At 68.7% G+C, this 21506-nt stretch carries 29 protein-coding genes; 28 read left to right on the forward strand and 1 reads right to left on the reverse strand.

What is annotated here, in order from left to right; all coding sequences use genetic code 11:
- Nucleotides 1-12: 12 nt before the first annotated feature.
- The 28 genes from ACZZZB_RS02555 (at nt 13) to ACZZZB_RS02690 (ending at nt 21090) form a co-directional block, all read left to right on the forward strand.
- Nucleotides 13-444, forward strand: a complete 432-nt coding sequence (locus tag ACZZZB_RS02555) for a phage terminase small subunit (RefSeq protein ID WP_463528912.1) — start codon at nt 13-15, stop codon at nt 442-444.
- Nucleotides 445-452: 8 nt separating this feature from the next.
- Nucleotides 453-2150 (forward strand): hypothetical protein, encoded by a 1698-nt coding sequence (locus ACZZZB_RS02560; RefSeq protein WP_463528913.1) that lies wholly within the window; start codon nt 453-455, stop codon nt 2148-2150.
- Nucleotides 2151-2170: 20 nt separating this feature from the next.
- A complete protein-coding gene (locus ACZZZB_RS02565) occupies nt 2171-3550 on the forward strand; it encodes a phage portal protein (RefSeq protein WP_463528914.1) in 1380 nt (459 codons plus the stop codon).
- Between the two features lie 15 nt (nt 3551-3565).
- Nucleotides 3566-4339: a VG15 protein gene (locus ACZZZB_RS02570; RefSeq protein WP_463528915.1), complete on the forward strand. Its 774-nt coding sequence runs from the start codon at nt 3566-3568 to the stop codon at nt 4337-4339.
- A gap of 148 nt (nt 4340-4487) precedes the next feature.
- The gene (locus ACZZZB_RS02575) at nt 4488-5003 is read left to right on the forward strand and encodes a hypothetical protein (protein WP_463528916.1); all 516 of its coding nucleotides are present in this window, start codon (nt 4488-4490) and stop codon (nt 5001-5003) included.
- A gap of 16 nt (nt 5004-5019) precedes the next feature.
- On the forward strand, nt 5020-5982 hold the full coding sequence (locus tag ACZZZB_RS02580; RefSeq protein WP_463528917.1) for a P22 phage major capsid protein family protein: 963 nt from the start codon (nt 5020-5022) through the stop codon (nt 5980-5982).
- Nucleotides 5983-6061: 79 nt separating this feature from the next.
- On the forward strand, nt 6062-6466 hold the full coding sequence (locus ACZZZB_RS02585) for a hypothetical protein (RefSeq protein ID WP_463528918.1): 405 nt from the start codon (nt 6062-6064) through the stop codon (nt 6464-6466).
- Between the two features lie 97 nt (nt 6467-6563).
- On the forward strand, nt 6564-6917 hold the full coding sequence (locus ACZZZB_RS02590) for a hypothetical protein (RefSeq protein WP_463528919.1): 354 nt from the start codon (nt 6564-6566) through the stop codon (nt 6915-6917).
- Nucleotides 6914-7189 carry a hypothetical protein gene (locus ACZZZB_RS02595; RefSeq protein ID WP_463528920.1) on the forward strand — a complete coding sequence of 92 codons (276 nt, stop codon included), beginning with the start codon at nt 6914-6916 and terminating at the stop codon, nt 7187-7189. Before ACZZZB_RS02590 ends, ACZZZB_RS02595 begins: the two co-directional genes overlap by 4 nt.
- Complete coding sequence (locus ACZZZB_RS02600) at nt 7186-7605, forward strand: hypothetical protein (RefSeq protein WP_463528921.1); 420 nt, start codon at nt 7186-7188, stop codon at nt 7603-7605. Before ACZZZB_RS02595 ends, ACZZZB_RS02600 begins: the two co-directional genes overlap by 4 nt.
- A gap of 17 nt (nt 7606-7622) precedes the next feature.
- Nucleotides 7623-8174, forward strand: a complete 552-nt coding sequence (locus tag ACZZZB_RS02605) for a phage tail tube protein (RefSeq protein ID WP_463528922.1) — start codon at nt 7623-7625, stop codon at nt 8172-8174.
- Between the two features lie 88 nt (nt 8175-8262).
- Nucleotides 8263-8550, forward strand: coding sequence for a hypothetical protein (locus tag ACZZZB_RS02610; protein ID WP_463528923.1), 288 nt, complete (start codon nt 8263-8265; stop codon nt 8548-8550).
- A gap of 125 nt (nt 8551-8675) precedes the next feature.
- Complete coding sequence (locus ACZZZB_RS02615; protein WP_463528924.1) at nt 8676-8918, forward strand: hypothetical protein; 243 nt, start codon at nt 8676-8678, stop codon at nt 8916-8918.
- Between the two features lie 36 nt (nt 8919-8954).
- Nucleotides 8955-11357 (forward strand): phage tail protein, encoded by a 2403-nt coding sequence (locus ACZZZB_RS02620; RefSeq protein ID WP_463528925.1) that lies wholly within the window; start codon nt 8955-8957, stop codon nt 11355-11357.
- Between the two features lie 5 nt (nt 11358-11362).
- Nucleotides 11363-12877 carry a phage tail family protein gene (locus ACZZZB_RS02625; RefSeq protein WP_463528926.1) on the forward strand — a complete coding sequence of 505 codons (1515 nt, stop codon included), beginning with the start codon at nt 11363-11365 and terminating at the stop codon, nt 12875-12877.
- The gene (locus tag ACZZZB_RS02630; RefSeq protein WP_463528927.1) at nt 12877-14634 is read left to right on the forward strand and encodes a Gp37-like protein; all 1758 of its coding nucleotides are present in this window, start codon (nt 12877-12879) and stop codon (nt 14632-14634) included. The genes ACZZZB_RS02625 and ACZZZB_RS02630 overlap by 1 nt, the downstream gene beginning before the upstream one ends.
- An 8-nt stretch (nt 14635-14642) precedes the next feature.
- Complete coding sequence (locus ACZZZB_RS02635; RefSeq protein ID WP_463528928.1) at nt 14643-14978, forward strand: hypothetical protein; 336 nt, start codon at nt 14643-14645, stop codon at nt 14976-14978.
- 9 nt (nt 14979-14987) lie between these two features.
- Nucleotides 14988-15626 carry a hypothetical protein gene (locus ACZZZB_RS02640; protein ID WP_463528929.1) on the forward strand — a complete coding sequence of 213 codons (639 nt, stop codon included), beginning with the start codon at nt 14988-14990 and terminating at the stop codon, nt 15624-15626.
- Nucleotides 15627-15638: 12 nt separating this feature from the next.
- Nucleotides 15639-16718 (forward strand): fibronectin type III domain-containing protein, encoded by a 1080-nt coding sequence (locus ACZZZB_RS02645; protein WP_463528930.1) that lies wholly within the window; start codon nt 15639-15641, stop codon nt 16716-16718.
- A complete protein-coding gene (locus tag ACZZZB_RS02650) occupies nt 16715-16993 on the forward strand; it encodes a hypothetical protein (protein WP_463528931.1) in 279 nt (92 codons plus the stop codon). The genes ACZZZB_RS02645 and ACZZZB_RS02650 overlap by 4 nt, the downstream gene beginning before the upstream one ends.
- Nucleotides 16994-17008: 15 nt before the next feature.
- On the forward strand, nt 17009-17239 hold the full coding sequence (locus ACZZZB_RS02655) for a holin (protein WP_463528932.1): 231 nt from the start codon (nt 17009-17011) through the stop codon (nt 17237-17239).
- A 112-nt stretch (nt 17240-17351) separates the two neighbouring features.
- On the forward strand, nt 17352-17981 hold the full coding sequence (locus tag ACZZZB_RS02660) for a deoxynucleotide monophosphate kinase family protein (RefSeq protein ID WP_463528933.1): 630 nt from the start codon (nt 17352-17354) through the stop codon (nt 17979-17981).
- 132 nt (nt 17982-18113) lie between these two features.
- Entirely contained in the window at nt 18114-18701 is a 588-nt protein-coding gene (locus tag ACZZZB_RS02665; protein WP_463528934.1) for a hypothetical protein, read from the forward strand.
- Between the two features lie 200 nt (nt 18702-18901).
- Complete coding sequence (locus tag ACZZZB_RS02670) at nt 18902-19738, forward strand: hypothetical protein (RefSeq protein WP_463528935.1); 837 nt, start codon at nt 18902-18904, stop codon at nt 19736-19738.
- A gap of 65 nt (nt 19739-19803) precedes the next feature.
- Complete coding sequence (locus ACZZZB_RS02675) at nt 19804-20001, forward strand: hypothetical protein (protein ID WP_463528936.1); 198 nt, start codon at nt 19804-19806, stop codon at nt 19999-20001.
- Nucleotides 19998-20402: an LAGLIDADG family homing endonuclease gene (locus ACZZZB_RS02680; RefSeq protein WP_463528937.1), complete on the forward strand. Its 405-nt coding sequence runs from the start codon at nt 19998-20000 to the stop codon at nt 20400-20402. Before ACZZZB_RS02675 ends, ACZZZB_RS02680 begins: the two co-directional genes overlap by 4 nt.
- The gene (locus tag ACZZZB_RS02685; protein WP_463528938.1) at nt 20399-20683 is read left to right on the forward strand and encodes a hypothetical protein; all 285 of its coding nucleotides are present in this window, start codon (nt 20399-20401) and stop codon (nt 20681-20683) included. Before ACZZZB_RS02680 ends, ACZZZB_RS02685 begins: the two co-directional genes overlap by 4 nt.
- Nucleotides 20684-20901: 218 nt before the next feature.
- Nucleotides 20902-21090 (forward strand): hypothetical protein, encoded by a 189-nt coding sequence (locus ACZZZB_RS02690; RefSeq protein ID WP_463528939.1) that lies wholly within the window; start codon nt 20902-20904, stop codon nt 21088-21090.
- A gap of 20 nt (nt 21091-21110) precedes the next feature.
- Here ACZZZB_RS02690 and ACZZZB_RS02695 read toward each other — a convergent pair whose 3' ends face one another.
- Entirely contained in the window at nt 21111-21413 is a 303-nt protein-coding gene (locus ACZZZB_RS02695) for a hypothetical protein (protein ID WP_463528940.1), read from the reverse strand.
- Nucleotides 21414-21506: the final 93 nt, after the last annotated feature.

The following is a 21506-nucleotide window of genomic DNA, read 5'->3' on the forward strand; positions in this document are numbered from 1 at the left end:
GAGGCGTCCACTATGGCAGCAGGACCAGCGCCGAAGGCGCAGCATCAGCGCGAGCGCGACACGAAGCGCCGTCAGGCGGACGTCCAGGTCGTCACCGACGACGGCGAGCTCCGCGGCCCAGAGCTCGAAGGCGTCTACGCCCCGCCGACGGTCGCGTGGTACACGACCTGGAGGAAGTCGCCTCAGGCGCAGCTCTTCGAGTCGACCGACTGGGGCCGTCTCCAGCTCCTCGCGCCGATCGTCGACGGCTACTTCCGCCGTCCGTCGGCCGCCGCTCTCTCTGAGATCCGCCTCAACGAGGAGCGCCTCGGCGCCCTCGTCGTCGACCGCCTTCGGGCGAAGATCCGCGTCGAGCGCGACACCCGCGAGGCCGCCCCCGTCACCCAACTTCATGCCGTCGGCCGCGTCGACGTCACCGCCCGACTGAAGGGCGACAAGCCCTAGGAGTCCGCATGGCGAACACGATCGAGCCCCTCGTCTCACTCGACGACTTCCCGCTTGACGGATCCGTGAAGACTCTCGGATGGGGCGTGATCGCGTTCGTCGAGTCGTACTGCCTCCAGCCGGACGGCGACGACGCCGGGGAGCCGTTCACGTTCACCCGCGAGCAACTCAACTTCATTCTGTGGTGGTACGCGGTCGACGCGGGCGGAAAGTTCGTCCACCGTCGCGGCGTCCTCCGCCGTGCGAAGGGATGGGGCAAGTCGCCATTCCTCGGCGCTCTCGCTCTCGCCGAACTGTGCGGCCCGGTCCGCTTCTCCTACTTCGACGACGACGGCGAGCCCGTCGGCGCAGCGCACCCAATGCCCTGGGTCGTGATCGCGGGGGTATCTGAGACTCAGACCGAGAACACCTTCGCCGCGATCCGCGCAATGTGCGAGGGCTCGGCCCTCATCGACGATTTCGGCCTCGACGTCGGCATGACCCGGATCCTCATCCCGTCCGGCGGGAAGATCGTCCCCGTCACCGCGAACGCCGCCACTCAGGAGGGCGCTCGCCCGTCCTTCGCGATCATGGACGAGACGCATCACTGGACGAAGTCCAACGGCGGCGCGAAGCTCGCGCGCGTCGTGCGACGCAACCTCGCCAAGAGCCGCGACGGGTCCGCCCGCGTGATCGAGACGACGAACGCGCACGAGCCCGGCCACGAGTCCGTCGCCGAGGGCTCCTATCTCGCCTGGCGTTCGATCATCGAGGGCCGCTCCCGCGCCTCGGGCATCCTCTACGACACCCGCGAGGCCCCGAGCGACATTGACCTCGGCGACGAGGCCCAAGTCCTCCAGGGCCTCCGCGCCGCCTACGGTGACGCCTCATGGGTCGACCTGGAGCGCATCCTCGCGGAGGTCTACGACCCCGATACCCCGCCGGAGGAAGCTCGCCGCTTCTACCTGAACCAGATCGTCGCTGCCGCTGACTCCTGGGTGACTCCCGCCGAGTGGCAGGGCAACCGCAAGGACGATATCGCCCCGCTGAAGCTCGGCGAGCCCGGCTCGAAGCGCCACAAGGGCGACACCGTAACGCTCGGCTTCGACGGATCCCTGACCGACGACTCCACGGCCCTCGTCGCCGTGCGCGTCGAGGACGGGGCCGCCTTCCTTCTCGCGATTTGGGAGAAGCCCGAAGGGCCGTCCGGCGCAGGCTGGGAGGTCCCGAAGGAGCAGGTCCGCGGAGCCGTGGACTACGCCTTCGCCGTCCTCGACGTCGTCGCGTTCTTCTCTGACGTCGCCTACTGGGAGACGGACGTCGACGCCTGGCGCGACACCTACGGGGAGAAGCTCCTCGTCAAGGCGACCACCCGCCACGCGATCGGCTACGACATGCGCGGCCACCAGATGGACACGACCCGATCCGTCGAGGCCCTCCACCGGGCGATCACGGACGGCGAGCTCCCCTGGCGCGGACACGACCTCCTCGCCGGTCCCGGCGCGGGACAGTACCGCGCCGACGAGATCCTGACCCGTCACGTCCTCAACGGACGCCGTCGACCGAACCGATGGGGCGTGTCCTTCGGCAAGGAGACCCGCGAGTCCCCGAAGAAGGTGGACGCCCTCGCGTCCCTCGTCCTCGCTCGCATGGCCCGTACCCGCGTCCTCGCGGACGGCGGCCTGAAGAAGCACCGCAAAGCACCCGGCCGACTCGTCGGCTTCTAACCCCTCAGGAGGGACACCATATGGCTGTAGACGCCACCCTCGCCGACCAGCTGGACGCCGAGCTCGACACCGATCTCCGAAAGGACGGCCGCCTCGGGAAGGTCCGTCGCTACCTCGGCGGCGACCACGATCTCCCGTACATGCCGACCGGCGCGAAGAAGGAATACGAGCACCTGGCGAAGCGCTCGATCACGAACTGGACGCCCCTCGTCGCGGACACGTTCGCGAAGGGCCTCTTCCTGGACGGCTACCGTCCCGCGAAGCAGTCGGACAACTCCGGCCCCTGGCGCTACTGGCAAGCGAACGGACTCGACGCCCGTCAGAGCGTGGCCCACCGCGGCGCGCTGGAGTACGGGACGGCCTACGCCCTCGTCCTCCCGTCGAAGACGGACGTCCCGTTCTTCCGTCCCCTGTCCCCGCTCCGCTCGTGCGCCTGGTACGAGGACGAGGACGACGAATATCCCGAGCTGGCCCTCCGCCGGAAGGGGACGTCCGCGGACGGGACACGCATCGTCGAGATCTTCGACGCGACGAACGTCTACACCTTCGTCCGGACGAAGGACGCCCAGCATTGGACGCTGAGGACCGAGGACGCTCACGGCCTCGGCGTGACGCCCTTCGTCCGCTTCCGCGACCGTCTGGACGGCGAGGCGACCGGCATCATTCGGCCGATCATCACCCTTCAGGACCGCGTGAACGAGGTCGTCTTCTCGACCATGATCGCGCTCCAGTACGCGAGCTTCCGGCAGCGCTGGGCGACCGGCCTCTCCATCCCCGAGGACGACGACGGGAACGCCGTCGAGCCGTTCAAGGCGGCCGTGGATCGCCTCTGGGTCACGGACGACGAAGGAGCCCGCTTCGGCGACTTCGCTCAGACAGAGCTCTCGGGACACCACACCGCCTACGACACGACTGTCCGCTCGCTCGCGGCGATCTCGCAGATCTCCCCCAACATCCTGACCGGCGATCTCGTGAACCTGTCCGCCGAGGCCCTGGCCCAGCTCCAGGACACGACTCAGCGCAAGCTCAACGAGTACGAGACGCTCTTCGGCGAGTCCTGGGAGTCCGGCTTCCGGCTCGCCGCGAAGGCCGCCGGGGACAAGACCGCCGCCGCGGACACTCAGGCGGAGGCTCGCTGGCGGGACACCGAAGCCCGATCGCTGGCCCAGACCGTCGACGGCCTCGGCAAGCTCGCGCAGATGCTCGAAGTCCCGGTGCAAGCCCTCTGGGAGCGCGTGCCCGGCGTCACGGACGCGGAGCTCACCTACTGGAAGAGCCTCCACGACTCCGACCCGATCTCGGCCCTCGCCGCCGAGATCACGAAGCAGGCGGGATCCGCCGCGTCGCAGCTCCCACCCATCCCGGCAGGCCCGACCGAAGAGGTCCCGGCCGCCGCCTAGCCCGAAGGAGCTCGGATGACCGTCGACTACAACGCCCTGGCAAAAGCCCATATGCGGCAGCAGGTCCGCGAAGTCGCGGTCATCCAGGCGCTCCTAGGTCGCCTGTGGGATAAGACGATCGACCCGTCCCGCTTTGACGCGACCTTCGCGATCTTCGCGGAGCAAGCGCTCCCGATCATCAACGCGGGCCGTCTTCGGGGCGAACTGACCGCCCAGCAGTATTACGAGGGCCTTCGCGCGATCGCCGGATACTCCGGCGCGACCCCGGAGGTCGCTCGTCAGCTCTTCGAGGAGGCGGCGACCCGTCAGTCCCTCTATGCGACGGGACGAGCTACGGCGCTGAAGAGCGTCGAGCTCGGCCGGTCTCCGTCCCAGGCCGTCGTCCTCGCGAAAGCGGCCATGCTCCGCAGCGCGAAGCGCCGAACCCTCCAGGCCGGGCGTCAGCGCCTCGTCGCTATGTCGGCCGAGGATGACGACGCGAGGGGCTGGGCTCGAGTTGCGGACGCCGACCCGTGCTACTTCTGCGCAATGCTCGTCAGCCGAGGCCCGGTGTACTCGGCCGGGACCGTCGCCTTCCAGGCTCATGACGGGTGCGGGTGCTCTGTCCGCCCGGCGTTCAAGAACGATCCGACGCGCGGCTGGAGCCCCGAGGCCCGGACACTCCGCGAGCTTTGGGACTCCCAGACGATCGTCGACTGGCGGAAGACCTACGGCGACGCAATGGCCGACACGACCTCGAAGACCTTCCTCACGCTCACGCCGCGAGGCGCTCAGGCCCTCGCCGCGTAGCCCGATTCCGCGGGAGCTGGCCCTCTGACGACATAGGGACACCTTCCCCGTTTACACACCCCCACTCACCCCGCCCGGCAAGTCAGGCGGGGTCTTTCGCACGCCCGGCAGGCCCGCGGCGGCACAACGCCCCAGGAGGACGTAACACATGCCCGATGCCGAGAACCCCCAGACCGACCCGAAGACGCAGACGCCGCCCTGGGGCGACGACTTCGACGCCGAGAAGGCCTGGAACCTCGTCCAGAACCTCCGAGCCGACAAGTCCTCCCTTCAGGAGAAGCTCACGGCCGCGGAGGGCGAGCGCGACACCGCGACCGCCGAAGTCACGACCCTCACTCAGCGAGTGACGGACGTCGAGGCCGAGCGCGACGGTCACGCCCGAACGATCCTCGTCGACTCCGTTCGATCGAAGCACGAGCTCTCCGACGAGCTCGCCGACTTCCTTACCGGCTCGACGGAGGAGGAGCTGACCGCTCAGGCGGTCAAGCTCGCGGCCCTCGGCAAGGCACCCGCCCCGAAGGCGGACGAGCCGAAGGCCGACCCGGAGGAGCCCAAGCTCCCCGAGCGCCCGAAGCCCAACCTCACCCCTGGACACGGCGGAGACTCCGCCCCCGTCCGCGACCTGGACCAGATCGCCGCCGCAGCGCGGACCGCGTCCCGCTAACGAAAGGAACCGCCACATGGCAAACGACCTCTATACCCCCGCCGAGGCGGCCACCGTCTCCGCGAAGCTCGTCGGCGACGACGCCTTCCTCTCGGCCCTCGTGTCGAAGAACTACCAGGACGAGGTCTTCGCTCCGGGCAAGGGCGGCGCGCCGGTCAGCATCAAGATGCCGACGACCCTGATCGCTCGGGAGCGTGAGCTCACCGACACGACCAGCTCGATCGTCCTCGACGAGATCAAGGAAGAGCGGAAGACGTTCAACCTCGACCGCGTCATGGACTACAGCGCCGTCCCGCTCTCGGAGCAGGACCTCGCGCTGGAGCTCACCGACTTCAGCGCTCAGGTGCTGAAGCCGCAGACGGACTCCATCGTCGACGCGCTGGAGCACAAGCTCGCGTCGAAGCTCCTGAGCGTCCCGGTCACCGACCTGTCCCGCAAGGGCGCGAAGATCGAGTTCGGCGCTGACCCGATCGCCTACTTCACGGCGCTTCGTAAGCAGCTCCGCGACAACGGCGTCTCCGCCGAGGGCCTCCAGGTCGTCGTCGGTACGGAGGTGTACGCGCAGCTCCTCGACGAGAAGGCGATCACCGACGTGTCCGAGTCCGGCTCGACCGCGGCTCTCCGCGAGGGTGGCGTCGGCAAGCTCCGGAGCTTCACCATCGTGGAGTCGATCCGCGTCCCCGAGACCGAGATCCTCGCGTTCCACCGCGACGCGGTCACGCTCGTCACCCGCGCTCCTGCCGTCCCGGCCGGTGCATCGTTCGGCGCTTCGGCCTCGGCCGGTGGCTTCTCCATGCGCTACCTCCGCGACTACGACGCCATGAAGACGGTTGACCGCTCGATCGTCGCCCTCTTCTCGGCGGTCGGCATCCTCCCGACCTTCAAGATCGCGCGCGACTACGAGACGCGCGAGGTCAAGGTGACGGAGCTCGCGAACGGCGGCGTCCTGCACCTGGACACCGCGGCGTCCGGCGCGTAAGCACTCCCCCTCTGAGCCCCTCGGGCGACTCTTCGGAGCCGCTCGGGGGGCTCTCTCGCGACTGAGAGGCGCTCTCCACATGCCTTCCCCACTTCTCCCCCCGCTCGCTTCACTGGAGCGCCGACTCGGCCTCCCCGAAGGCGAGCTCGCCGACGAGGACAAGCTCCGCGCCGAGGAAGCCCTCGAAGACGCCGCGACCCTCGTCGCAGCCGAAGCCCCGAAGAACGTCGCCGCCCGCTGGGAGGCCGACGCTCCGAAGGTCGCGATCCTCGTCGTCCTGAAGGCCGCCCGACGCGAGTTCGACAACCCTCGCGGCGTGAATCAGGAAACCCTCGGCGAGCACACGATCGGCCTCTCCGACACTTCGGGCGTGTACCTCACCGCCCGCGAGATCGGTCAGATCCGCCGAGCAGCGATCGGCCGCTCGAAGGGCTACGTCGGCTCCATCCGCACGCCGAGCAGCTACCCGAAGGACGCCCTATGACTCAGGTCGTCGTCGACGGGACGGTCTACGTCCCCGTCGTCACCCTGACCGGCGACGTCCAGCGTCCCGCCCCGCTCTTCGACGAGGAGGACCTCTAGTGCTGATCTCGTCGGGGCGCGGCCCCATCCCTGTCCGGCTCCGAGCCGGAACGAAGCTCGACTCCGACGGCGACCCCGTCGCGGACTGGAGCAACCCCGGCCGGAAGATCCTCCGCGGGGCGACCGTCCAGGCCCGCTCGACGGAAGAGGACCCCGGCCCCTCGTCCGGCCCGCTCCGCGACGAGCGCAAGCTCTACGGCCCCGGCCGCCTCGACCTCCGCGCCGAGGACCGGATCCAGTACGGCGACGAGATCTACCGCCTCGTCGGCGACCCGATCGTCCGGCGCGGCCTGGCAATGGGCGTTTACACGTCCCAGGCCCTCGCCCGCGTCCGCGGAAAGGAGCTCGCATGAGTACCCGAATCCGGCTCGACCACGCCGGTATCCGTTCGATGCTTCAGAGCGCCGAGGTCGCCTCCGCGATCGAGGACCGCGCCGGAGCCGTCGCCGCGGGCGTGAACCACACGACCTCGGACGGCCCAGTCGACGTCGACTACCGCATGTACACGACCGACCGCGCAGCGGCAGCCGTGACGATCCTCCACCCCGCCGGACTGGCGATCGAGGCGAAGCACGGCGCGCTAGCAAGAGCCGCCGAAGCGGCAGGCCTGGACGTCAACACATGACGACTCCCGCGATCCAGTTCCCCCGCGCCACGCTGGCGACTCGCGACCTCCTCCGGGGGCTCCTCGCGGGCCGCCCCGAGCGCTACGCCCAGGGTGTGACCGTGTCGACAAAGCCGCTCCCCGGCTCCGACGCGAAGCGCCCCCTCCCGTATGTCCAGCTCCGATCCGACGGCCGCTACCGAAACTCCCGGCTGGACGGCCGTGAGCTCGTCCGGCTCGTCGTCTGGGACGAGGAAGAGAGCGACGCCGAGGACCTCGCCGGTCTGTGCGAGGCCCTCCTCCTCCCCGCTCGAAGCTCTTCCGTCCGCGGCGTCCGCTCCTCAACGGGACCGCTGACCACCTACGACGACGAAGCGGATCTCCCGCTCGCCTTCGTGACCCTCACGGTTCGGACCCGTCCGATCCAGCTCACCTAACGAAAGGAGCTCGCCCGATGACTGGCGAAGCTAAGAACACTGCCCTTTGGTCGGGCGCGGACGTGTATATCGCCCCCGAGGCGACCGCCGGGCCGACCGACCTCTCCACCGCCTGGGCCTCCGCCTGGGACGCCGTCGGCCTCCTGGACGGCGAAGAGGGCTTCACCGAAGGCCGCGAAGGCGACACCGCCGAGCACTACGCCTGGGGCGGCGTGCTCTTCAAGCGCACGAGCTCGAAGCACAAGCGAACGTTCAAGTTCGTAGCCCTGGAGGACAACGACGCAGTCTTCCGCCTCGTCAACCCCGGCAGCGACCGGACCGCAGCGTCGGGGATCCGCTCCTCGAAGATCAAGGTCCCGACGGCCGGAGCTCGCTTCGCGATCGGCTTCGAGACTCGCGACGGCGACCGTGTCAAGCGGCGAGTCGCCCGCTACGCCGAGGTCCAGGAGATCGGCGAGGTCAAGGAGTCCGAGACGGATCCCACCGTCTACGAGATCACCGTCGTGCTCTTCCCCGAGTCCGACGGCACGCTCTACACGACCGTCGAGACGGACACGGAGAGCGCGTAACACCAAACCGGGGGCCGTCTGTGCGGGGCGGCCTCCGGTCTTCACCCCTACCCGCACGCCCCCTCCCCACCCGCACTAAGGAGCCCTCATGGCAACGTCCACCCGCAAGCCCGCCCCGAAGACCGCAGCAGCAGCCGAAGCGCTCGACGAGCGCGTCCCGCTGTCCTTCGGCGGCGTCGACTACCTTCTCCTGACGACTCAGGACTGGCCGTATGAGGCGCTCGAAGCGATCGAGGAGGGCAAGATCGCGACCTTCCTCCGGTACGTCCTCGGCACCGAGCAGCACGCCGCTTTCAAGGCGACCCGCCCGACGGTTGCCGTCACGACCGAGTTCTTCCAGGCGGCCTCGAAGGCTCTCGGCATCGAGGGAAACTGACGCAGCTCGCCCGCCTCATCCGCCACGAGTCCGACGCCCTAGAAGCTGACCTTCAGCGCTTCTACGGCCTGGACCTGGCGGACTTCTGGCGCGGCGAGCTCTCCCCGCGCCGCCTGTCGGTCCTCGTGGCGAACCTGCCTGCAGACTCGGCGACCTGGCGCAAGCACGCATCCCTCCCGGTCGGCTGGACGCTGGACTCCTTCCTCCTCGCTGACCTCTTCCACGCCTTCACCGGGAAGCCTCACCCCTCGCGCCCTGAGCCGCCGAAGGGGAAGGGCCGCTCCTCGCGCTACGCCGACCTCCGGCGTCGCCTGGAGCAGCAGCGCTCCCGGCTCGGCACCACACCCGAAACCCCCGAGGCCGTGTAAACGCCTCGGGGGTTTTCCCGTCCCCGAGGAGGCCTCGTGTCGAATGTCGGCTACGCAACTCTGACCGTCATCCCGTCCGCGAGGGGCTTCGCTCGCGCGCTGACCGGCGAAGTCAACCCCGCAGTCCAGCAGACCGGGGCGACCGCCTCGAAGGGCCTACTCTCCTCCATCGGCGGCGCAGCCCTGAAGGTCGGCGCAATAACGGCGGGAGCCGTCGCGGCCGTCGGCGGCATCATCGGCGGTCTCGCGATCAAGGGCGGAATCGCCCGTCAGCTTCAGATCGAAGACGCGACCGCGAAGCTCACCGGCCTGGGTCACTCGACCGAGGGCGTCAAGCAGATCATGGACAACGCCCTCGCGGCTGTGAAGGGCACCGCCTACGGCATGGGCGAGGCCGCGACCGTGGCCGCTGGCGCAACCGCCGCTGGTATCGCACCGGGTAAGGCCCTGGAGCGAGTCCTCCGGCTGACCGCGGACGCCGCGACGATCGCCGGTACGGACATGGCCTCAATGGGCTCGATCTTCAACAAGGTCGCAGCCTCCGGCAAGCTCCAGGGCGACGTAATCGCCCAGCTCCAGGACGCCGGTGTCCCCATCCTCCAGATGGTCGCGAAGGAAATGGGCGTGACCGCCGCCGAGGCCGCGAAGATGGCTAGCGCTGGCGAGATCAACTTCGACATTTTCGCGAACGCGATGGAGAACGGCCTCGGCGGGGCCGCGCTGAAGTCGGGTGAGACCACCCGCGGCGCGCTCGCCAACATGAAGGCGGCCTTCTCCCGCTTCGGCGTCGCTCTGACCTCCGAGCTCTTCCCGCTCGTGAAGGACGCCTTCAACGCCGTAACGACTGCCGTCGACGGCATCACAGAGAAGATCAAGCCCGCAGCGGCAGCGATCGGCGGGGCCTTCGCAGCCGTCGCCGGTCCGATGATCGCCGCCTTCGCCGACAACGTACTCGCCACCTTCGACCGGATCGCGGGCGGAGTCCAGACGGTCGTCTCGGCCGTCTCCTACGTCGTCCAGGTCGCGAACGGCTCCGCCTCCTCACTCGACTTCGGTCCCGCGACCGGCCCCCTCGCCGACGTCGCTCGGACGATCGTCGCGATCGGCGACGCCTTCCGCGAAGCCTTCAGCGGCGCGCTCGGCTCCTCGATCGGGGAGCTCGGCTCCACGATCGCGAGCGTCCTCCCGATGTTCTCGCCCCTGAGCCTCGTCTTCCAAGCCCTCCTCCCGGTGCTCCCGCAGATCGCAGCCCTCCTCGGGACGGTCGCAGGCACGCTCGCAAGTGGGCTCGCGACGGCGCTATCGACGGTTGCTCCGCTCATCGGAACGCTCGTCGAGACCCTCTCGGGTGTCTTCGTGGCGATCCTCCCGACGATCGCAACGCTCGTCGACGCACTGGCAGTCGCCTTCGCCGCTGTCATGCCCGCCGTCTCTGCGATCCTCGCCGCGATCCTCCCGCTCGTGACCACCCTAATCGAGCAACTCGCCCCGATCTTCATCCAGCTTGTCGAAGCGGTCCTTCCGCCGGTCGTCGCGCTCCTCCAGCTCGTCGCGACGGCGATTATGCCGATCGTCGAGGCGATCATCGGCCTCCTCATGCCGATTCTCGAAGCGCTCATGCCGGTAGTGGTGACGGTCTTCCAGGTCATCGTCGACGTCATCACGGCGGCCATGACGATCATCCAGGGGATCATCCAGGTCGTAACCGGCCTGATCTCCGGCGACTGGGACATGGTCTGGCAGGGCATCCAGAACATTGCCAAGGGCGTCTGGGACTCGATGGTCGCCGTCATTTCCGGCGCGATCAACCTCGTCCTGTCGGTGATCGGAGCGGTGCTCTCCGTCATCGGCTCGACGTGGTCCGGTGCCTGGAACGCGATCTCCTCCTTCCTCGGCGAGGCCTGGACGAACATCACGACGGCCGTCTCGACGGGCATCAACAACGTCGTGACGTTCTTCACGAACCTTCCGGGGCAGATCCTCGGAGCCCTCGGCGACATGGGCTCCTTCCTTCTCTCCGCGGGTGAGGACCTGATTAACGGTCTGATCTCGGGCATCCAGAACATGGCCGGTTCGATCGCCGACGCGATCCTCGGCCCGATCTCGGACGCCGTGGACGGGGTGAAGAACTTCCTCGGGATCCACTCCCCCTCACGTCTCTTTATGGAGATCGGTGGCTACACCGCCGAGGGCATGGCCCTGGGTATCTCGAACAACGCCCACCTGATCGACAAGGCCTCGGACTCGCTGATCCCCGAGGCCCCGAGCTTCGCCTCCTCGGCGTCGCTCGGCATCGACTCCGACGGCACGGGCTACGGCTCCGGCCGCGGGGACACCTACGTCGACTTCGACTACACGCAAGTCGGCGGCGAAGGCCTGAGCTCCGAGCAGGAGCTCCGGAAGGCCTCGCGCCGTCTGAAGCAAGCAATCCGGAAGTAGGACACATGGCTACCGCTGACCTCTCGATCGTCTCTCCGGCCGGTGACGAGCTCACGCTCGCGACCCGGCCGGGGACCCGGTCGCCCTACGGCCTCATGGTCGGCTCGTCCGGGCTCGGCCTCGCAACGCGCGAGGTCAAGATCGCGAGTTCGTCGGGCGACGGTGGCCGCCTTCGGAGCGTCCGAGTCGCCCCTCGCGACTCCGTCCTCCGCGTCCTCGTCTTCGGGAAGGACGGCGACGACCTGACGGCGAACGTTCGTCGGCTCGCCGCCGCTCTCCGCTTCGTCCCCGAGCTCCCGTCGCCGCGCCTCGTCGCGACTTACCCGACCGGCGAGGCCTACGAGCTCCCCTTTGTCTTCACAGGCGGAGCGGAAGACCTGGAGCCCACGACGGCAGGCGGGCACCTGGAGATCCCGGTCGAGGTCACCTTCCCCGACCCCTTCTGGACCGCCCGTAACGCGGTGTCCTTCCAGGTGACCGGCGCTTCGGAGCCGATCGGCCTCCTCCCCGAGCTCGCGAAGCTTCGGATCGCCCCCTCGACGGCGTCCGGGTCGACGACGGTCACGAACCCCGGCGAGCTCCCGTCCTTCCCCGTCGCCCGGATCCAGGGACCAGCGAGCCTCGTCACGGCATCGTGCCGCGGTCGCTCCTGGCAGCTCGGCCCAGTCGCGGCGGGTGAAGTCGTCACGGTCGACGCGACGACGAAGACCGCGACACTGGCCGACGGGACGAGCGTCTACGACCGCTTCGGCCCCGCGCCGAAGTTCTTCCCGGTCCCGTCGGGATCGTCCCAAGTGGACGTCTCGATCGGCAACGCCGCGCCCGGTGAATGGGTGAAGGGCGAGCGCACCCGGACGAACCTCCACCGGAACCCGGCAGGCGGCACGACCGCTGGATGGGGGCAGCAGACCGGAGGGGGCACCTGGACTTCGCTCGCCGCGGAGGGTGGCCCGACGGACGTCGCGGCGACCCACTTCGGGATGCTCTGCACGAAGGCGACCACGGCCTCCCCGATCGGCTTCAACACGACCGGCACCGGAACCGGCGGGATCGCCGTCACCGCCGGAGCCGTTTACACGATCTCCGCTTACGTCATGGCCTCTCAGGTCGCCGGATACGCTCGCGTCGGCTACATCTTCTACAACGCGGCGGGTGTGGCGCTGACCGGCGAGGTCTACCCGCAGTCCGACCGCTACGACTCGCCCGGCACCTGGCAGCGCATCACTACCGGAGCTGTCGTAGCCCCGGAGACGGCCGCCTGGATGACGGTCAGGATCCGAATCAGCTCATCCGCGGGCTCGCACCAGCCGGGCGACTACATCGGCGCGACGGGCGTCCTCGTCGAGCAGAGCGCCCAGCTCGGCGACTACTTCTCCGGCGCGACCGCGAACGGTGCGCGCGGATTCTTCGAGTGGAGCGGTAACACGCACGCCTCCGCCTCCGTCCAGTACGCCTCGAACCTCGTCGGCCGTTCCCAGGTCGACGTCTACTTCCGCCCACGAATGGAGGTCGTCATCTAATGGACGTCGCAGACCTGATCGTCGAAGTACGAGACTCGGAGCTCCGCCGCGTCGGGCAGCTCCTCGCGTCCGACCTGGAAGGCCTGACCGTCGTCCCTCGGCTGAACGCCGTCGGCTCCTGGGAGATCGAGCTCCCGGACACCGTCCTGGACGAAAACGGCGTCGAGATCCCGCACGCACTTTCGAAGGTCCTCCGCACGGAGGGCGCCGGGCTCATCGTGACGGGGCCGGACGGGGTGATCCTCTCGGGGCCGATGACGGAGGCGCTCTACTCCGCCACGGCCGCGGAGCCCGCGGGCTCCTGGACCATCACCGGAGTGTCCGACCTCGTCCTCCTCCAGGACGGCGTCGCCTACCCCGACCCGAGCACGGCGAACCCCCTCTATCAGTCGCGCACGAACGACGTCCGGAAGGGCACCGCCGAAGAGATCCTTCGGCAGTTCGTCGCCTACAACGTTTGTAACGGGGCGATCGCTACCCCGGCCGTGAGCTGGGCTCCCGCTGGCCGCCTCGTCGGAATGCGTCGGAAGCTTCGCCTCGAACCGAACAACCTCGGACGCGGCCCTGCGCTGACGTTCTCGCCGCGGTTCGACAACCTCCTCGATCTCGCGCAGCGCATCGGCGCGGCGGGCGGCCTGGCCTTCGACGTCGTCCAGCTCGACGCGGTGCTCGAGTTTCGAATCTGGGAGCCCGCGGACCGCTCTCCCTTCGTCCGTATGGACGTCTGGAATGAGCAGCTCGACTCTGTCGAGTTCGGCTTCGGTGCGCCGACGGCTACCCGCCCGCTGATCGCAGGCCAAGGCGAGGGTACGGAGCGGATGATCGTCGAGAGCTCGTCAAGCGCCGCCCTCGACGCAGAGACCCGATGGGGCCGCCGGATCGAGCGCTTCGTCGACAAGCGCGGCACTGAGGAGCTCGACGAGCTGAAGCAAGCCGGGCAGGCGCTCCTCTCCGAGGAGGGCGTGACCGTCGAGTCAATGCAGGTCACCCCTGCCGACGACCTCCCGACGGTGTTCCTCCGCGACTGGAAGCTCGGCGACCTCGTCGCCGTGACCGTCGGCGAGACGACCACAACGGCCCGCGTCACCGAGGCCGCCTTCCTCGTGAAGGAGGGGGTCCAGGTGGGCGTTACCGTTGGTGACCCGACCGGCTTCGAGGCGGAGGACGTCGCTCACTCTCGCGCGAGCTCGACAGAAGGCCGAGTCTCCGCCCTGGAGCGCAACGCCGAGGCAACCACCCCGACACCGGGCCTTCCAGCCGGGACGCTCCTCCACGGAGCTTGGGCCGTGGTGCCAGACGGCTTCCTCGCCGCCGACGGTCGAGCCGTCGCAAAGTCTGCCTATCCCGACCTCTACGCGGCGATCGGCACGGTCTACGGAGCGGGCAACGGGACGACGACCTTCAATCTCCCCGACCTCACCGAGCGGGCGCTCGTGGGCCAGAAGGTCGGCTCCGCCGAGTTCGGGACCCGAGGCCAGAAGTCCGGCTCGAAGACGCACTCCCTCACGAGCGCCGAGCTCCCGAACCAGCAAGGCACGGTCGCGATCCACGGCGGCGAGGGCGGCTCCGGCCTCTGGAGCCCGACCGGCGTCTTCGCCTCGTCCCCGATCTACGCGTCAGGGTACAAGGCCCCCGGCGGGACGACCGGCGGAGCGAGCTCGATCGGCGCGCGCCTCCAGTTCAACAACGGCGGATCGAACGCCGCCCACAACAATATCCAGCCCTCCTTTACCGCCCTCGCCGTAATCAAGACCTAGGAGTCCCCATGTCGATTGACCGAACGGATCTCGTGACCCCGCTCTACGCGGGGCCGACCTCCAGCTTCACCGCTCGCGTCGACGGCAGCCGCGCGACGATCACCTTCTACGACGTCGAGGGCGGCGGGGCGCTCAGCCTCCCGACCTCAGCGCTTCCGCTTCTGAGGGATCTCGCCGAGCGGATCGAGCTCGACTTCCCTCTCCCGGAGCCCGAGCCGGAACCGGAGCCCGAGCCCGAGCCCGAGCCCGAGCCGGAGCCCGAGCCCGAGCCGCTCGACCCACAGCCGGCCGATCCCGACGACCCCGTCGAAACCACCGAACCCGACCCTATTCAGGAGGTCTAACACATGGTCATGACGTCTTACCCCAAGGTCGGCGGCAGTACGACCGATGCTCAGTACGCCGAGCTCTTCTCCGAGATCATCGGAACAGGCGTCCGCGGCGCGAGCGAGCTCGTCGTCTCCGGCGACTCAACCGGCCTGAACGTCAAGGTCGCCGCGGGCTTCGCCGTCGTCGCCGGTTGTGCGTTCAAGTCGGACGCCGTCGAGCCGCTGACGATCGCCGCGAACACGAGCGGGAACGCTCGAATCGACACGGTCGTCCTACGCCGCGACTACAACGCTGCGCACACCGTCGCCCTCGTCGTCCGCGTCGGCACTCCCTCGACCAATCCGCAGGCCCCAACGCTCACTCAGGACCCGACGGGCGTCTGGGAGGAGCCGCTCGCGAACGTCGCCGTCGCGAACAACGCGGCGACCATCAACGCGGCGAACGTCACGAGCCGCCGCCGCCTGATCTCCAAGAACGTCGGCAACTGGGCGACCTCCACTCGCCCCGCAGCCCGAACCGCTCTCTTTGGCTTCAACGGCACGACCGGCCGCTGGGAGGGTCACGACGGCTCGGCGTGGGTCGAGCTCCTCGACGCCTCCATGATCGCCGTCCAGTCGGCGGCCCCGTCGAACCCGAAGCCCAATCAGATCCACCTCTGGTAAGGAGGCCCGCGCATGGCACCTACTCACGTCTGGGGTGAGCCGACGAACAACAACGGTTCGACGAGCTACCCGAATAGTGCGATTCACTCCGACGGCATCCCGATGCCGATCGGCAACCCGGATATCTTCGGTCGCCGGGTGATCCGCCTCCTGAACATAGCGATCGGGTACGCGACTGGCGCGACCGGAATCACGCCCTACCTCGTCTATCAGGGCGTCGTGACCAGCGGATACACGACGTTCAATGACTCCGGCGGGACAGCTCGCTTCCAGGTCAACCACGGCTCCGGCCGAATGTACTTCGGCCGTGACGAGCGGCAGCCCGGCGTCGTGGTCGACCAGGGCGACGGCGGCACGTGGGGCGGGCGGCTCGCTGGCGCGGTGAACTGGGTCACCGTCCCGACACCGCCGGGCATGAGCGTCAGCCGGACGAAGCGGGACATTCGGGTGACCGTCACCCCTCCCGGCTCCGACGGTGGATCCGGCGTCACTGCCTACGCGGTCCAGCTGTCCCGTAACGGGGCCGCCTGGAGCGACCAGCGCGGCGGTGGGTCTACGACCTACACGAACCTGTCCCCCGGTAGCTACCGCTTCCGGACCTGGGCGATCAACGAGGCGGGCCAGGGTAGCGCGGCCGAGTCCGGGACGTTCGTCGTCCCGGACGTCCCTACCGCCCCGAGCTCGATCTCGCTCTCTCGGGACGCCCGATCCGTGACCGTGTCCCTCGGCGCTTCCTCGTCGACGGGCGGCGCGACCGTGTCCGGCTACTACGTCCAGCACTCGAAGGACAACGGGGCCACCTGGAGCGCCGCTGTCCTCGCCCCCGACCGCGTTTACACGTACTCGAATCTGGACGCCGGGACGTCCTACCGCTTCCGCGGACTGGCCCGGAACGAGATCGGCGACTCCCCGCTGACAACCTCGCCGGACCTCTTTGTCCCCGCGGGAGGTCGTCGCTGGGACGACGGGACGGCCTCTTGGAAGCCCACCGCCACCGCCCGCCGCTGGGACGCCTCTTCGGGCACCTGGCGAGACCTCCAGACCGCGAAGCGCTTCGACGCTTCCTCGGGCACCTGGAAGGACCTCACATGACAGAAACGGAACCCATCGTGGCCGCAACCATTCACGTCCAGCCGGAAGGCGGCGCTCCGCCCGAATCGCTCCTCGTCGCGTTCACCCGCATGGAGACGAAGGTCGACGTCGTCCTCGGGGCGCACGGCTCGCAGCTCTCCGACCACGAGACCCGCCTTCGTGCTGTCGAGGAGAAGAAGACGATCTCCCCGTGGCAACTCTGGACCGCCCTCGCATCCGCGGCGACGGTCCTCGTCGCCGTCCTCGCGATCTTCGATCGCATCACCATTGGCTAGTAAAGGAGCCCCTACATGTTCACCCTGGCATTCCTGAAGGACGCCGCCGAGCGTGCCGTCTCGACCGCAGCTCAGGCCGCGATCGCGGTCCTCGTGACCCTCGGCGGCCTCGCTGAGATCGACTGGGTCCAGCTCGGCTCGATTGCCGGTCTCGCCGCCGCCGTGTCGGTCCTGAAGAGCATCGTCGCTTCGCGTCTCGGCGACGAGTCCGCGTCGCTCGTCAACCCGGCGAAGCACGCGGCCTAGTCGCGCCCTGGCCCCGCCTCCCTCACCGGAGACGGGGCCTTTTCGTCTCTTCTGAGCAGCTCCGCGCGACTGGCCCTCTTCACGAGTACCAGTCTCGAAAGGAGCGCCTCCAGTGCCTCACGACCCCGCCCTCCCGCTGACCATCCTCGACCGCCCCCGTCCCGAGATCCCGCTGGTCGGCATGATCGGCCGCAAGCGCTCCGGAAAGAACACCGTGGCCGCCGTCTTCCAGGATTTCGGCTTCGGCGAAGCCGCCTTCGCTGACCCGCTCCGCGAGGTCGCGCTGGCGCTGAACCCGATCATCCACGTCGAATACGCGGGCGACGAGCACGACCCGGAAGCCGTGGAGGTCATCCGCCTTCAGGACGCCGTCCTCCTCTTCGGCTGGGAGGTCTCGAAGGAGCGCTTCCCCCTCGTCCGCGAGACCCTCCAGCGCCTAGGGACCGATGGAATCCGCGCGCTCGACCCGGACTTCTGGGTCCGGATCGCCGAGCAGCGGATCGACGGGCGCGAAGCCCCGGTCATCCTGACGGACTGCCGCTTCCCGAATGAGGCCGACGCGATCCGAGCCCGCGGCGGCTACATCGTCCGCGTGTCCCGTCCCGGCCTCCCCGACGACGACCTCCACAAGTCCGAGACGGCGCTCGACGACTACCCCGAGGACTTCCACCTCCACAACGACGCCGAGCTAGACGCGATCCGCTCCGCCGCCCGTGTCCTGGCGGGTTTCATCACTGAGTAACCCCGAAGGCCCCGGCCCCCAGTTGTCGCATTCCGATGACGGGAGCCGGGGCCTTTGTCGCTTTAATGGGCGGTTCCGCTAGACCGCCGAGAGTCCTCGCGCAAATCGACTCACGCGCGCTATTGTGGCGCTATGCAAACGCAGCTTGACGCTCTTCAGCTCTCCGCTATCGAGACGCTTCGTCGTCACCAGACCTCCGAGAAGGACGACCGCGGGGGCCTCCTCCGAGAGGTCGCCGAGGCCCTCGTCTCGGCTCGGGAGCATTTCTTCACCCGCGAGGGAAACCCCGACTGGCTCGGGCGGACCCATGTCTATCGGACGTGGGTCCGAGAGGTCTTCGACGGAGCAGGCGTCCCCGCAGCGCAGCTCTCGACGGTCCAGGCCGCTGTCCGCTGGCACTCGGGGAACATACTCCGAGAGCGCCTCTCCGCCGACGTGCTCGACGATCTCGGCCTCCGAAAGGAGACGCCGCAGGAGAAGCAGATCGCCCGCCGAGCCGAGCGATCCGAGACGCTCCAGATCTTCAGCGGCGGCGCGGAGATCACGGATCCGTCGGGCATCAAGTCCGCAACGATGCTCATCACCGGAGCACTCCGGCGAATCCCGGTCGAGGCCCTCGTCGGCCTATCAAAGACCGAGCGCCGGGCGGTCGCCGAGGAGCTCCGGACGATCGAGTCGCTCGCCGCTGGCCTCGCCGACAAGGCTTCGGCGCGCTCCTGACTTCCTCCGCATGACGGAATGACGAAACGAACGTCATTCTCTATCTCTCTACTAGTTGAGTCTCAACTAATAGCCGGATAGAGAAATGACGTTCGTTTCGTCATTTCGACATTCCGCCCGGATCCGCTCGCCCCCTACTGAGCATCTACCCGCCCCCGGCCCTCTTACCTCGTGTCCCCAACACGAGAGGAGGGCCGTCCATGACGACCCCCAAAATCAATACCATCAAGCGCGGCGGATCGCGCTTCTACGTCGAGCCGGAGTCCGGCCTGAAGGTCCCCGGAGTGACCTCCGTCGTCGGAATGCTCCCGAAGGACTTCCTTCGTTACTGGGGCCAGAAGCTCGTCGCCGAGGCCGCCGTCGAGGAGCTCGGCGTCGTCGTCGCAATGGCCCTCCGCGACCCGTCAGCCGCGGTCGATCACCTGAAGAAAGCCCCGGACCGTCAGACCAGGAAGGCCGCCGACACCGGCACCGCAGCGCACGACCTCTTCGAGCGCATGGCGAAGGGCGAGACGCTCGGCCGGGTGCATCCTGACCTGGAGCCCTACGTCCGTCACTTCGACGAGTACCTGAAGGTCTGCAAGCCGGAGTACCACTTCATGGAGGAGACGGTCTGGAGCGACTCCCGCGGCCCGAAGCTCGCCTACGCCGGTAGCTTCGACGCCTACGCAACGATCGACGGCGAGAAGGTCTGGCTCGACAACAAGACCACCCGCTCCGGCGTCCACGAGGAGGTCGGGATCCAGCTCGCCGGATACCGGTACGCGGACTGCATCCTTCGCCCCGACGGCTCCCGCATCCCGATGCCGAAGGCCGACGGCGGCGCGGTGCTTCACGTCCGCCCCGAGGGCTGGAAGCTCGTCCCGGTGAAGGCCGACGAGGAAATGTTCGAGATCTTCCTCCACCTTCGCGAGATCTTCCACTACGAGAAGGAGATCAAGTCGACCGTCGTCGGCCGTGAAGTCGCCTCCGGCCCCGCCGACGGCGCTCCGACCGGCCCGAAACGTCGCACGCCGCGAGCGAAGGTAACCGCGTAGTGGCGGGACCGGCCGTAGCGATCGGCGAGCGGGCCTTCCGAGCTCGCATCACGAAGGGCGAACGGGTGACCCACTCGCGCGCCTACTCGACGCGAGGCCCGGCGGTCCGCGCCGGTAGCAAGGCGATCCGCGATCACGAGTGGACCGTCGAGCACGACGAGCGTGTGGCGAAGGCCTACGGGCGCGCCCCTCGCGACTTCGGCCCGCCGCCGACCTTCAAGATCGAGGTCGCGGAGCTCGTCTGGGCGGAGGAGGCGAAGTGATCCACGGTGACGAAAACGACCTCCTTTGGCTCGCCGGGCTCCTGGAGGGCGAGGGCAGCTTCGACGCTCACCGCGGGAAGTACCCGCGGATCCGCCTCGCCATGACGGACCGAGACGTCGTCGGCCGTGCGGCGTCCCTCATGGACGCGACGATCCGACTCGCGTTCCACGACGCGCCCGCTAAGCCGACGTGGCACACGGAGATCTCCGGCGACCGAGCCGCCGAGATCATGCGCGCGATCCTCCCGCACATGGGCTCGCGCCGCTCCGGCAAGATCGCCGAAGTCCTCGCGGTCAGGGCCTACCGGCCCGACCCGTCGAGATCCGGCCGCCCGTCCTCGATCCCTGGCCCGCGCGTGACCCGCCCGGCCGGGATCGCGAAACCGGCGACCGCAGCGTGACGGCAGTCGACGAGGCCCCCGAGCTCCCCGAGAGCGTCGAGGGCCTCGACGGCGTCCCGATCCGGGTCGGCGACCGGATCGCCTACGCCGTCCGAGAGGGCGACCGAGCCGCGCTCCGCCTCGCGACCGTGATCGGGCTCCAGTGGAGCTCGTCGCAGTGGTCGAGTCGCCGGACTCTGAAGATGAAGGTAACCGGCCCGCCGGACTGGCGGACCGGCGAGCCTGGCCGCGCCGTCGTGATCGAGCCCGGACTCCGCCGACTCGTGCGGATCCCCTCGTGACCACGCCCCGGCCGCTGATCGGCTTCCTCTTCGTCCGCAAGGGCTTCGTCGTCGACTCCGACGGCGTCGCCTCTCCGGTCGTCGAGCTCGTCGACGTCAGATAGTCCCCCCCCCCCCCGAGAAGACCCCCTCCCGCTTCGGCGCGAGGGGGTCTTCGCATTTACGCGAGCAGCTCGTCGCGGTCGGCCCTCTCTTCGATCGAGACGAAAGGACCCTCCATGTACACCGCCACGATCGAAATCACGAAGACGACCCCCGCGAGCGAAGTCTGGGACCGATACGACAACGTCAAGAGCACGCAGGCTCGCACGGTCGACGAGGTCGCTCGCGTCGTAGTCCGCGCCGACACCCTGCCCGCCCTCGTCGAGAAGGTGAAGGCACACGCCGAACTCCTGCCGCCCGCTTGACCCTGAAGCCCCCTCCGCACTCAGCGCGAGGGGGCTTTTCGCGTTACGGCGGACGCCCAGACCCACGTCCGGACGCGCGCCCCGTCCGGCGTCTCGTGCTCGACCCACACGGCCCGATCGGTCCAGGCCACGGCCCGGCCGTTTACACGGACCGCCGCCTCCGGGAACCGGACCCACGCTTCAACGTCGATCGGTCGGTCCGGCTCCGTTACGTCCCGCTCTTCGAGCTCCTCGCGGGAGAGCGACACCGGTCGAGGACGCAACCTCGCAGCGTTCACGGCGTCCCGTGAGACGTCGCTCCCATACCGGCGGTTCGATCCCATGACTCGAACATAGTTTCGAATACTCCAGAGATCAACTCGCCTGAGCAGCGACCCCCTCTCGGCCCTCTTACCTCCTGTCCCCCTCCAGCGGCA

It is taken from the genome of Plantibacter sp. AC185, from assembly GCF_979258065.1.

Excerpts from the sequence above, each read along its gene's own strand:
- ACZZZB_RS02595 (WP_463528920.1), top strand. The coding sequence starts at position 6,914 with ATGAGTACCCGAATCCGGCTCGACCACGCCGGTATCCGTTCGATGCTT.
- ACZZZB_RS02640 (WP_463528929.1), top strand. The coding sequence starts at position 14,988 with ATGACGTCTTACCCCAAGGTCGGCGGCAGTACGACCGATGCTCAGTAC.
- ACZZZB_RS02600 (WP_463528921.1), top strand. The coding sequence starts at position 7,186 with ATGACGACTCCCGCGATCCAGTTCCCCCGCGCCACGCTGGCGACTCGC.
- ACZZZB_RS02650 (WP_463528931.1), top strand. The coding sequence starts at position 16,715 with ATGACAGAAACGGAACCCATCGTGGCCGCAACCATTCACGTCCAGCCG.
- ACZZZB_RS02625 (WP_463528926.1), top strand. The coding sequence starts at position 11,363 with ATGGCTACCGCTGACCTCTCGATCGTCTCTCCGGCCGGTGACGAGCTC.
- ACZZZB_RS02585 (WP_463528918.1), top strand. The coding sequence starts at position 6,062 with ATGCCTTCCCCACTTCTCCCCCCGCTCGCTTCACTGGAGCGCCGACTC.
- ACZZZB_RS02635 (WP_463528928.1), top strand. The coding sequence starts at position 14,643 with ATGTCGATTGACCGAACGGATCTCGTGACCCCGCTCTACGCGGGGCCG.
- ACZZZB_RS02670 (WP_463528935.1), top strand. The coding sequence starts at position 18,902 with ATGACGACCCCCAAAATCAATACCATCAAGCGCGGCGGATCGCGCTTC.
- ACZZZB_RS02610 (WP_463528923.1), top strand. The coding sequence starts at position 8,263 with ATGGCAACGTCCACCCGCAAGCCCGCCCCGAAGACCGCAGCAGCAGCC.
- ACZZZB_RS02645 (WP_463528930.1), top strand. The coding sequence starts at position 15,639 with ATGGCACCTACTCACGTCTGGGGTGAGCCGACGAACAACAACGGTTCG.
- ACZZZB_RS02605 (WP_463528922.1), top strand. The coding sequence starts at position 7,623 with ATGACTGGCGAAGCTAAGAACACTGCCCTTTGGTCGGGCGCGGACGTG.
- ACZZZB_RS02695 (WP_463528940.1), bottom strand. The coding sequence starts at position 21,413 with ATGGGATCGAACCGCCGGTATGGGAGCGACGTCTCACGGGACGCCGTG.
- ACZZZB_RS02665 (WP_463528934.1), top strand. The coding sequence starts at position 18,114 with ATGCAAACGCAGCTTGACGCTCTTCAGCTCTCCGCTATCGAGACGCTT.
- ACZZZB_RS02630 (WP_463528927.1), top strand. The coding sequence starts at position 12,877 with ATGGACGTCGCAGACCTGATCGTCGAAGTACGAGACTCGGAGCTCCGC.
- ACZZZB_RS02560 (WP_463528913.1), top strand. The coding sequence starts at position 453 with ATGGCGAACACGATCGAGCCCCTCGTCTCACTCGACGACTTCCCGCTT.
- ACZZZB_RS02655 (WP_463528932.1), top strand. The coding sequence starts at position 17,009 with ATGTTCACCCTGGCATTCCTGAAGGACGCCGCCGAGCGTGCCGTCTCG.
- ACZZZB_RS02580 (WP_463528917.1), top strand. The coding sequence starts at position 5,020 with ATGGCAAACGACCTCTATACCCCCGCCGAGGCGGCCACCGTCTCCGCG.
- ACZZZB_RS02555 (WP_463528912.1), top strand. The coding sequence starts at position 13 with ATGGCAGCAGGACCAGCGCCGAAGGCGCAGCATCAGCGCGAGCGCGAC.
- ACZZZB_RS02690 (WP_463528939.1), top strand. The coding sequence starts at position 20,902 with ATGTACACCGCCACGATCGAAATCACGAAGACGACCCCCGCGAGCGAA.
- ACZZZB_RS02575 (WP_463528916.1), top strand. The coding sequence starts at position 4,488 with ATGCCCGATGCCGAGAACCCCCAGACCGACCCGAAGACGCAGACGCCG.
- ACZZZB_RS02570 (WP_463528915.1), top strand. The coding sequence starts at position 3,566 with ATGACCGTCGACTACAACGCCCTGGCAAAAGCCCATATGCGGCAGCAG.
- ACZZZB_RS02565 (WP_463528914.1), top strand. The coding sequence starts at position 2,171 with ATGGCTGTAGACGCCACCCTCGCCGACCAGCTGGACGCCGAGCTCGAC.